This is a genomic window from Bartonella sp. AA97HXZ, assembly GCF_042196985.1.
Classification (GTDB): domain Bacteria; phylum Pseudomonadota; class Alphaproteobacteria; order Rhizobiales; family Rhizobiaceae; genus Bartonella.
The window spans coordinates 1-12,138 of the sequence record NZ_JBHIRC010000023.1; the positions used below are offsets into that span (position 1 = coordinate 1).

2 protein-coding genes and 1 pseudogene are annotated in these 12,138 nt (G+C 38.3%); 2 read left to right on the top strand and 1 reads right to left on the bottom strand.

All coding sequences use genetic code 11. The features are described from left to right. Positions 1-1,886: 1,886 nt before the first annotated feature. A pseudogene (locus ACFINE_RS08525) lies at positions 1,887-6,864 on the bottom strand (DEAD/DEAH box helicase). Between the two features lie 966 nt (positions 6,865-7,830). Here ACFINE_RS08525 and ACFINE_RS08530 point away from each other — a divergent pair. Then, positions 7,831-9,627: a ShlB/FhaC/HecB family hemolysin secretion/activation protein gene (locus ACFINE_RS08530; protein WP_375621726.1), complete on the top strand. Its 1,797-nt coding sequence runs from the start codon at positions 7,831-7,833 to the stop codon at positions 9,625-9,627. Between the two features lie 25 nt (positions 9,628-9,652). Beyond that, a partial coding sequence (locus tag ACFINE_RS08535; protein WP_375621727.1) for a filamentous hemagglutinin N-terminal domain-containing protein occupies positions 9,653-12,138 on the top strand: 2,486 nt, incomplete at its 3' end.

The window sequence follows — 12,138 nt, forward strand, 5'->3', positions numbered from 1 at the left end:
GAGTTAAGAAATGACCATCGATATATTCACAATCATCAATAAATTCATATTTTTTTGCAGGCTCTTGTTGATTAACAAGCGCAGTTTCATTTGAAATAGAAGAGATAACGGGGGTGGTTTTTACTGTAGTATTCATACTAATATGTCCTAATCAAGAGTTTTGAAATTGACACCCTATAAGGGGCGTCGGGCGTTCAAAACACGGTGATTAGTCCGTTGTTACGCTTTTCTCATAAGAGTATTTTATGGCGTAACTACACCCGACAAAATTATCATATATGCTAATCATAGCATAAAAGATAGCCAGTTTTTAAAAGCTTTGGAAAGATTGTTTCGTAATCTATCCGCTAATCACAAAGTGTTTTGATCACTTAAGTACTTATATAACAAAATACGTATTTATTGTCAAATAATATTTTATCTTTTTTGATATTTTTTTGTATTTTTTTAAATACTTTATGTATTGATAATATCTTATGCTTATTAATTGCTTCTTTTATATTTATGTGCTTTTAAAGCTATATTACGGGCTTTGTGAAACGACTGCGTATTTTCTGAATCTATACATTTATAATATTTAGAAACGCTCTCATAATGCGTATTTTAAACTTTATAACCTATCAATTTTGTCACTAAATGGCTTTTAAGATTTCTGTTAATTTCTTTTAATAACACATTTTAGACTTAACAGCCTTTATAGGGACTGTCTTTATAAACAAATGCTTTCATTTGCATATGAGTATTCAAGTTTACTGTTTTTACGCATTCTTTATAGCTGTTATGTTCTTTATAGCCATGGCATCATTTTTCATTTTCATAAGAGAAACGATAAATAGGATAATTGCGATTTATTGTCTGTTATGAAAATATCTCAATAGAAACTGATCATTATAGAGATCAGTAAAATCCCTTTTAATAGACCGTGTCAGTGTTGTCAGTTCTTTTTAGAGCTTATATTATTTTTTTTAAATGAGAGAAAATTAAACACATAATATTTCAATAGGTTAATGTTTTTAAGACATAATTCATATCAAGAGTACAATCTTTAAAGATAACCAATGATGTGAATTGATTAAAACTTGTCAATTATGTGTCAGTAAATTGAACTGATAAACTAGATTATTTTATTAAGTAATTCCAACACGTCTTATAAAAAGCGTATGAAAGTAAAAACTGATTACGTTATCAAAATCCTTTTTATGAATTTTATCAGTTCATTTGAATAGATAAACTTATGATTTAGTGAATGATTAAAATGTGCTTTATGAAAAGCATATGATCTTTTAAAGCCTTTCAAAAGATAGCTTGTAATTCATATGAAATGCTATCAAGACCATTATGGTTATGAGTTTTGGAGGTTTAGGGGGGGTTGGAGATGCTTTTTACGCTCCCCCCTTTACATATTTTTCAATAAAAAATAAAAGTCATTATATTTCAATAAGTTAATCTTTCAAATAAACAACCTATATTAAACACAAAACATAAATACAATCTTTAATATATATTTAAGAGGGTTTTGTAGGTGTTTTGGGGGTTTGAGAAACATTCAAAACCTATAAGTAATATAAGAAAATGAATATACATAACTCTCTTTAAACAAAGCTTCTGATAACAATAAAGCTATCATTTTAGATTACGGTATAACCTCTTAAAGGCAATGTAAAAGAAGCGTATTCACTTTAAGATGGGATTTCTTAAAAGTCTTAAAGCAATCAAAATAAGAGTATTTAAAAGTGCAAGTTTCTTCTTTTTAGAATAATGCATATAAACATTCCTTTTAAAGATTGTATGTAAGCAATTTAACAAGAGAGGTATAGATTATATGGTTATAAGACCTTATACCCCTTATGCGTTTATCATACCCATTATATGAGCATCTTTATAAGTTATTCAGTTTCTCTTAATACCAATTTGGGTAAGTTCTTAACGATTTTCATTGTTTCTAAACTTACAGTAATAACCCTTTGAAATAATTCTAGAGGGTAGGCAGGGTTACCAACGGTTTCAACAGCATAACGATTGGCATCATTGACAATGCCACTCTTTTTATCAGTCTTTACACATTGACGCCCCATAACCCATTCAAGAGCAGGTTTGCCATTGACGATATACTTATAAGCTTCAAGAGGGATATCTGTTATTGTGATATTGCTATTATAAAAAACAGTCGATTTATCCTTTTCCTTACTATTCTTAATTTTTGCGAATTTCATTTCAGTTACATAATAGAATTTTTCCGGATTAGAGATCTCTGTCTGTTTTGGATTACCCTTTTTAAAGGTTACTGGATAAGGCTCTACAGTTTCATAATTCACGTGCAAATGCCCTAGTTCATGTCCAGCATTAACAAACTTCCAAAAATCTTCAGCGCTTTTTACACAAGGGATACGAGGCAATTCTTTAGAGAGGTTATCAGCATAACGAGCACGATAATCTTCCGAATGTAACAATCCGTAGACGTAATAGAACAAATCATCTTTAGTGATTTTTTCATTCGGATAAGCTGCTTTAAAATGTGCTAATCCTTCATCCGTAATGGCATCACGCCTCTGTAAATCAGCTGTTTTACTTTCTTCTGTAGAAATTAAAAATAAATGGGATTGTTTTTCATTTTTACTTTTTGAAACCGTATCATCTTTGTAAATATAGCGTGGAAAGCATTGACCTGTATCTATTACACTCACATCAGGTACATTTTTAGTCATCAAGATAGAAAATCCACTTCTTGCTCCTACAGAAGAAACTTGTATCACTTTATTTTCAGTCGCTTTTTCTATAGGAAATATCCGCGGCATTTGGTAAACCATATCATTGAAGGTACGATTATAATAAAGCCATCGTTGTGTAAAAGGACGATACAGACTTGGTATGAGGCATGTCTCTTCAAATTCAAAAAACTTTCTTTTTGTCAACTCTTGTTTAAGTCCACGGCTCCAACTTATCTTACTTTCATCTGAATTTACAAAATTATTTACAACATTGGTATGTATTTTACGGTCAATGTGTGCATAAGTATCATTAAAACGTTCCACTTCACTGTTATAGAAGGCAATCATATTACTCATGTTTTTCGCTAGAGCTTCAGGGCTTGAGTTGTATGTCCAAGCATCACGACTCGTCATAATACCGCGAGAAAAATTTTCAAACAGCTTTTTACCATGACTTTTCTTATCACCTAGGGCTAGGAATGTTTTGAAACTCTCATCACGTTGATTTATCCAATCACCATGTTCATCCGGCGTGATCATTTGCCAACTTTGTTCACGTGTAATGCCATCAATACTACCAAAGTATTCAAGAGCTGTAAGTTTTTCTTTTGTCGTGAAATTATTACCAATGTCATGATAGTAAATTTTACAATCTCCGGAAGCATTGGGATTTTTGATAAACAATGTTATTGCAATACCAGTCATACTACCATTGCCAAAAACATTTTCACCTTCTTGAGCTTTCCCATCGCTTAACATATTTTTACGAATATCCCCCCGTAAATTAAGCACATAAATACTCGTAAACTCTTTGGCTAAAGATTTTCGTAAGCTATCCATTGTTGGCTTTTCTATGTAACCAGAACCAGAAACAAAGCCTATTACCCCAGCATTACTAATACGGTCACTTGCCCAACGAATGGCACGGATATAGCTGTCATAAAGTGCTCGTATATTCGTTACTTTCGATTGAGCAGCATAAGTTTTACGGATACGTTCATCTAATATGGGATAAGGGCTGTTCTTTGCATTATCATTTTCGCTTTTTTGCCCTACTGAATAAGGAGGATTCCCAAAAATAACTTCAATATTGAGGTTTTTCTGAAGTTCTAAATATTCACTGTTTTTCTCTAGTAAACCTCTCATCAGATCTTGTTTTTCAAGCATCCGGAATGTATCGGTTAAACCAATATGTTTGAAAGGAATATACTCTCCTTTCTTCAAACTATGATAAGTCGATTCAATGTTAATGGCTGCTATGTAATAGGCTAAGAGAACAATCTCATTGGCATGGATATCATAACGGTATTTATATTCCATATCCTCTGGTTTTATGAGATTTGATTGTAAAAGCCTTGTGATAAAGGTACCCGTTCCAGTGAAAGGGTCAAGAATAGAAACTCCACGTGACCCTAAGCTTTTTCCAAATTCATTACGCAACACATCATCAACAGAATGAATGATAAAATCCACAACTTCAACGGGGGTATAAACAATGCCAAGCCTATCCGTGGTTTTCTTAAACGCCTTGGTAAAAAAATCTTCGTAAAGTTTGATAATAAGATTTTGTCTTGCCTGTGGTTCGGTAATGCCAGAGGCACGGAACTTTACGCTGTCATAAAACTCTTGTAATTCTTTGGATTCTTCCTCAATATTGGTTTTATCGAGTTCTGTTAAGATTTTTTCCATTGCTTGCGAAATGGCATTATTTTGTACAAATTCATTGCCTTCAAACAAGGCTTCAAACACGGGACGCGTCACAAGATGTTGCGCTAACATCTCAATCGCTTCTTCTTGCTTTATCTCACTGTTTAAGTTGTTTTTTAATTCCTTATAAAACGCATCAAAGGCATGATAAGCTCCGCTTGTTTGATCAGAAAGCAGAGTTTGAAGGCGTGTGATATGGTTTTGTGCAATCTCAGCAACATTGCCAGCCCAAATGCCCCAATAATCACTCATGGTAGATTTTTTAACAATCAGTGTTTTGAGAGCATTGGGAAACTCAACAAAAAAGGGCAATCTTCCTTGTCCTTCATATGTTTGGTGCGGTTCATGAGCTTGTGTCCCAATACGAAGTCCGGATTGTTCCGATTTTTCGTGGAGCGTGATTTCGTCAATAACCGTGGTGACATTCTCTAATTCGGTCTTTTTAGAAACTGTAACAATGTCGATGATAGAGCTTACGTCTTGTCCTAAGACCATCTGGTTAAGGGTTTTACTAAAATTCTCATCATGGGCAAGCAAAGCATTGAGAACTTGCCAGACAACACTGTATCTCTTATTGTTTTTTAATGCCTCTTCTGGTGAAACACCAGCAGGAACACCAACCGGCAAAATGATATAGCCCATCTTTTTGCCTTTTGCACGACGCATCACACGTCCTACCGCTTGTATCACATCCACTTGGCTTTTACGCGGGTGTAAAAACATAACCGCATCAAGGGAAGGAACATCAACACCTTCTGAAAGGCAGCGTACATTGGTTAATATACGGCAGACATTCTCACCCGCATCTTCTTTCAACCAATCAAGTTTTATCGTACGGTTTTTGGCACCAGATTTTCCATTAATATGATCTGCTTGACAGTTAAGAAGGGGAATATTTTTATGGTTTTCATGAAGATTACGTAAATCTTTCTTAACTTCTTCATCGTTGAATGTTCTACATATGCGTTCAGAAGTATCAATATCTCTACAAAAAGCCAAAGCCCGATGCATGGGTCTTGTATCATCTCCAAGATCAATTTTCAGATCCATTTTGGTAAGAGCTTGATAACAACCCATGATCTTTGTTCTATCATCAAGAATAAGTTCATAATTCTCATCTGTCATCAGATGCTGGATAGATTTACTCACTTCTCCCTTCATCAACACCTAAAACGATAATCTTGTAAGGCGTTAAAAGTCCATTCTTTACAGCATGGGAGAAACTATAAGAATAAAGGATTTTTCCATAAAGCTCTTCATCATCCATAGAAGCCAGAACGGCATCAATCTCATTAGCTTGTTTTTTGGCATTATCACTAAAGATACGAGGTGTTGCTGTCATATACAGACGTTTCTTGCCCCGAATAAGGCTATTATTATGAACCTTGATAAACTCAGATTCACTCTTGTCTGTTCCTAACACAGCTCCAGTGGTACGGTGTGCTTCATCACAAATGATCAGATCAAATTCCGGTAAAGCATATTTCTTTTGCGCATCCGAAATCACTTGGATCGAATGGTAGGTAGCAAAGACCACTGTCATGGCATCAGGAGAAGTCTTATTGGCTTTTTCTCCAAGCTTTTGAGAATCTGTTGTTGCTGGTAGAGCGAGATCCGAGACATCGAGTTCGGCAGCATCATCTTGGGCTTTACGACGTTTGCCAACTTGTGTATCAGAACACACCGCAAAGGAACGCAAGGGTATTGCTGTATCTGCTGTCCATTCTCTTATTGTTTGTGACATTAAAGAAAGAGAGGGGACAAGGAATAAAACACGTTTACCTTGACCAGCAAGAGCTTCTGCTATCTTCAGACTGGTAAAGGTCTTTCCCGTTCCACACGCCATAATCAGCTTGCCGCGGTCTGCTTCTTGTAAACCGTCACAAACAGCTTTAAGCGCTTCTTGTTGATGATCTAAAAGATTTTTCGGTTCTTTTTTCTTAAGAGTAGCTTCCCCTTTGCTTTCAAAGGTTGACCAATCTATTTGACTGTTTTCCAGATCAAAAAGATTAATCCGTTGAATGCGGACTCCTTGTCCTTCACAGGTGAGATCGGCATTGTTACTCCAATTACCTTCGGTGCTATCAACCAGAATACGGCGTGTGAAGATCTTTTTTCCCGAGGCAGCAATAAAGCTATCAATATCTTCTTTCTTGATCTGATGATTTGCACTATAAAACTTACATTGAATAGCGGCATATCCTTCTTCATCACGAATTTTAGCAACCAGATCAATGCCGATATCACGCCCATCTTCCCCATGCTCTTTTGCCCATTCACAATAGGTTTGAACCTTTTCATATTCTTGGCATTGTAGAGGGTCTTGCGTCAAATAAGCAATTACAAACTTTTCAAAAGAAGTTCCTCTATCGCGCGCACTTTCTGTATGATCACGGTAGGACTGTAACAGAGAGCGTAATGTCAGTGGTTTGTTATGAGATTGAAGCATTTATAACAAAACCCCACCGCTTTATAAGCGTTGATCTATCGGTGTCAAAAAACTTTAAATAGAATCTGCTAGATCTATTTAAAACAAATAGCAATAATAAAATAAAAAAAGGGTGCTAAAGACCCATAAAGTGCTTAAAAAGAAATTTTATTAAAGGCTACTTATCCACAGCCTATGAAATGAGGTAAGATCAGCAAAATAGTGAATTTTGCTGTTCGTTTCACGTGTTAATCAAGACAAATGAACTATGTGCTTTTAAAATATCATAATGAGTATTTTGATAGGTTTTATGAGTCACTAAAATAGTCTATTTTGTCAGTTTAATTTACTGACACAAACTGACAAATATATATTATGGATTGTATTTAAGGTTGTATTGTCGATATAGGTTGTATCATTAAAATACTAACATATTGAAATATAATGTTTTTAATTTTCTCTCATTTAAAAAAAATAATATAGGAGCTAGAATGAACTGACAAGACTGACAAAACTCTTCTGATAAGGTCACTCAGATCATTTGCTTTTGGAAAAAAGTTCCTTGATGAGAATGCCATAAAAAGAGTTTTGCGTGGTTATCTTAAAGACTTCAAAAGAGATTTCTTATTGTTTTATGCTGTTGTTTTTGACGACAGGATGTGCTTGATCGCATGATGTCTCGTTTATATGCGTGTTGAGTGGCTTAGAGGGGCTGGAGAGTGAATTTATCTCTAATTATTGATAAATATATTGTAGCATTAAACTGGGGATATTGATGTATTAACCATTGACGGGCTAAACAGTTTTGGTTAAAGGTCTTTTTATATAAATGTGGGGGAGAGATCTTCAGCAGTTAAAATAAAGCAGTTTTTGGGTGTCACTTTTTTGGTCACAGAGGCATGTGCTTTTGTTAAAAGCGTTATAGGGCAGTGGCTGTTTTGAGTGGACTTGTTAGAGGTTTCATGAAGTTCTTTTAAAGAGTGCTTCATGAATAATGCAAAGCGGGGGCAATCTGTATTGTTATTGATATTTTTACGCCAAAGTTCTCTTTTGAGAATTTTTCGTGCCATTTTTGTTTTCTTTGGCTTGTTTACAGGTGTAAATGTTTATGCGCGCTCCTCAGCTATTTTTCATTCCCCAACAGATAATTTTTCTCGTGGGTATTCAGAAAAGCAGCAATTAGAAAGAATTGAGAAATTACGCGCTTTAACGCCTAAAAGGATCAAGACGCCTTCAGAGCAAAATCCAGAAACGCTTTTGGGTGGGAAGCAATGTTTTCCCATTCATGCTGTTGTTGTTGAGGGAGTGCACCATGTCAAAAAGCGCTCTATATCAGCCGTAACAGAGCCTTATGTTGGAAGATGTATTGGTCTTGTTGATATTCAGCTCTTAATCAAGAAGTTAACCAAAGTTTATTTGGATCAAGGCTATGTAACGGCACGTTTTTACATTCCTGATCAAGATATCAAAAACAGCAAGACGCTCAAACTTGTTGTCATTGAGGGCAAGCTTTCAGAGATTTACTATAATGGTTCACCGGCGTCTCGTTATAATAATGTTGTATGGAGTGCTTTTCCTGGGCTTCAAGGTCATGTTCTGAACATGCGCGATATTGAACAGGGGCTTGATCAGATCAACCGTTTGAGTTCAGCACACGCTCAAAGCGAACTTCTTCCAGGGCGTGAAGAAGGGAGCACCATTGTCAATATTAACAATCATCCCGATAAAACGTTCAAGGTTACTGTTTCTCATGACAATATGGGACAATCTTCCACGGGTTATGCGCGTTATAGTGCGGGCTTGAGGGTAGAAAATATTTTAGGGATGAATGATGCGTGGGATTTTAACTATCAACGCAGTGAGCCCGATTATTGGGGTGGGAGCAAGCAAGAAGGACATAGCAATAACATTTCAGCGAGTGTGAGTATTCCATATGGTTATTGGACCTTTGGATTGAATGGCACTGTTTATAATTACCAAAGCATAATCCCTGGCAATTTTACCGATATTGAGACGACGGGGGATTCCAGTGAGTTGCACGCCAGTACAAGCAGGGTTCTTTACCGTGATAGTGTTTCCCTTACAACCTTGAATTTGGGTCTTTCTTATAAAAGAACCAACAATTACCTTCTTGGCAATAAGATTGAAGTGGGCAGCCGTCAATATAGCGTCGCCAATTTTGGGATTTCGCATTCGCGCCAGATGTTGGGGGGGACTTGGACCTTTGATGTGAGTTATTTGCAAGGTCTTCCCTTGTTTCATTCAGTAAAGAAACATGCGCCAGGAGCAGGGGATGCGGAGCCACAATTTGCCAAATTTACCGGTACGCTTAGTGTCATGACGCCTTTTAAGGTAGGGGGCTTGGACTTTATACTGAGCAATCTTTTGAGTGGTCAATATTCACCGCATAATTTATTGGGTGCTGAACAGATTTCGTTGGGGGGTGCTTCCAATGTTCGTGGTACGCGTGAGAGTTTGCTTTTTGGCAATAACGGTTTTTTTAGCCGGAATGATTTGTTGCTACGCGCCATTCCGTGGAGCAATCACGCGATCTTCAAAAAGGTTTTTGGTGAACTTCGCCCTTATGTTGGTTTGGATTATGGGCGTGTGTTTTCGCAAGTTTTGTATGGGATTAAGAGTGACCAGCTTGCCGGTTGGACAGCAGGTGTCAAGCTTGCGGGAGGCATGGTCTCTCTTGATGCCAGTTATTCCAGTATTTTTTGGAGCACAGTTAAGCACAAAAAATCAGGAACATTTTTTATGACATTAACAATGGAACTTTAAGCATTTTTTATTGGGGAGTTAACGTATGAGATATGAGAAGAGAGCAGAAAGAGCAGCTTTATTAGGTGTTTTAGTCTCCAGTACGATGCTCAAAAAGGTTTTATTTGGGGGACTTGGTTTTTCTTGTTTGTTAGCCCCTTCAGCGTTACAGGCGCAAATTACTGTGGATCCTAACGCGAATGCCGCCCATCGTCCAGATATAGTGGCAGCGCCCAATGGGGTTCCCTCGATTGATATTGTTACCCCCAATGGCAAGGGCTTATCGCACAATAAATATAACGATTTTAATATTGGCAATGCAGGTGTTATTTGGAACAATCATGCGCAAGAAGTGGGACAATCGCAGTTGGGTGGCATTATGCCTGGCAATCCGCATTTGCGCACTTCTGGTTCAGCGAAAGTGATTTTAAATGAAGTGACCAGCAGCAAGCGCAGTGCGCTTCATGGTCCAGGAGAGGTTTTTGGGAGCCCCGCCGATGTGATTATAGCCAATCCCAATGGGATAAGCTGTGATGGTTGTGGCTTTATCAATACGCCCCATGCGACCTTAACCACAGGTGTTCCCGAAATTGATGCGAGCGGTTTTTTGAAAGGCTTTGAGGTGCGAGGTGGGGATATTACCTTTGGAGCAAAGGGAGCCAATTTTTTCTCTGGCAAGGGGGCTGTTGATATTGTCGATATTGTCTCACGCACAGTGCATTTTGAAGGAGCTGTTGCGGGCAGAGAAATTGGTGTGACAGCAGGGACGGGTCACTTTGATTATGCTTCACGGGAAATGAAAGAACTGACCGATATTACTGGTAAACCGGAATATGCGATAGATGGTTCTGCTTTTGGGGCTCTACAGGCGGATCAGATTAAACTTGTGGCAACAGAAAAAGGTGTTGGGGTTCGCATGCGCCATGATATGGCAGCCAATGCGGGGCAGTTGCATCTTTCTGCTGACGGGAAAATCTCGTTGAAGAATGTTTTTGGTCATGGGGGTGTTGTCCTCAAATCGAAAAGCCAGAGCGTATTGGCAAAACACATCACCTCGAAAAAGCATATTGATATTGCCGCCCATAAGGATGTGACGTTAGAAACGGTTGGTGCTGAGGGTCATTTGAAGATAGAGGCGCAGGATGGGCTTTTATCGATTGCCGGTAAGGCAACCTCTGGGGGCAATATGGAGCTTTCTTCGCGCCAGACACTTCAAGTTTCAGGGCTAGGGGCAGGCGCTGATATGGCTCTTGAATCGGGCAGAGACTTGAAGCTTGAGGGGATTGTTTTAGCACAAGGGAATCTCAAGGCGCATGCCGGTGGTGATATACAAGCTCATTTTTTAGCCGGTGGGGTTGATATGGCGGCAACGGGTGCTGCTGGTGTTGTTGTTCTTGGCACCCAAGGGGATGTTGATCTCCAGAGCAGTCAAGGTGCGATTGTTGCTGAAAGTGTTTATGGAGCAGGAGATATCACCCTGGTTTCTCATAATGGGCTCTCTGTTTCCCAAACAATTCTGTCGCATCACAATGTTGCCATTCATGTTGACCCCCATGCCGGCATTCATTTTGGGCAAGTTTTAGCCTATGGCAGAGCAGACATTCATGGTGGGGCGGTTGACTTTTCTTCTTTGATGACGGGTGATGATGCCGTTTTAAAGGTGGGAAGTCTTGATGCAGGCACACTGATGACAGGTTTAGATTTTGTTCACTCTCAGGTGAGCCCTTCAAACCCTACAGGTGCTCTTGTTTTTCATGATAAAGGTTCCCTTTTTGCTACAGCGCAAGAGGGTATAAAGGTTGGGCATATTATCAGTGGTGGCAATATTGAACTTTTTGCTGGCAACGACATTTATTATGATCAGGTCATTGGCTATGGCAGTGCAACCCTGACCTCGGTATCAGGAGGGATCAGCGTTGAGAATGTGCTGTCTGCTACGGGGGATGTGAGATTGACAGCAAACACACTGGATTTGAGCAATGATCGTTCTCATATTTACACGCCGCAAACGCTATATTTAACTGCGGATCATATTTATGTCTCGGGCAGCACACTGATTTATGGTGGTTTAGATTTTCAAAGCACCAATGTTCTTGATATTCACCATGCACGGCTACAAGCCATTACCGATGAAGGAGGGACTGGAGATATTCTTTTTGTTGCTCCAAGCGTTATGGTGGATCAGTTCACATCGGTTTTAGCAGCACGAGATTTTATCATCAAAACCGGGGAGCTTGAAAATAGCGGTCAATTGGCAGCGGGTCATGATTTAGCTTTTAGCGTGACGGGCAATGTGACCAACAGCAAAACGGGTTTAATTTATGTAAAGGGCAATGGTGCTTTACAAGTTGATGGGGCTTTGCTCAATGATTTTGGCGCTATTATGGCAGAAGGCAATTTATTTTTCACCAATGCAGCTGGTACTGGAAAAAGCCTTTCGCTTGTGAATAAAGCGGGCTTTATTCAAGCCGGTGGAAACTTAAATATCCAAACCAACACTCTAAAAAACGAAGCTGATAGCACGCCCGTCAT

Coding starts and splice junctions, on each gene's coding strand:
- ACFINE_RS08530 (WP_375621726.1), top strand. CDS start 7,831: ATGAATAATGCAAAGCGGGGGCAATCTGTATTGTTATTGATATTTTTA.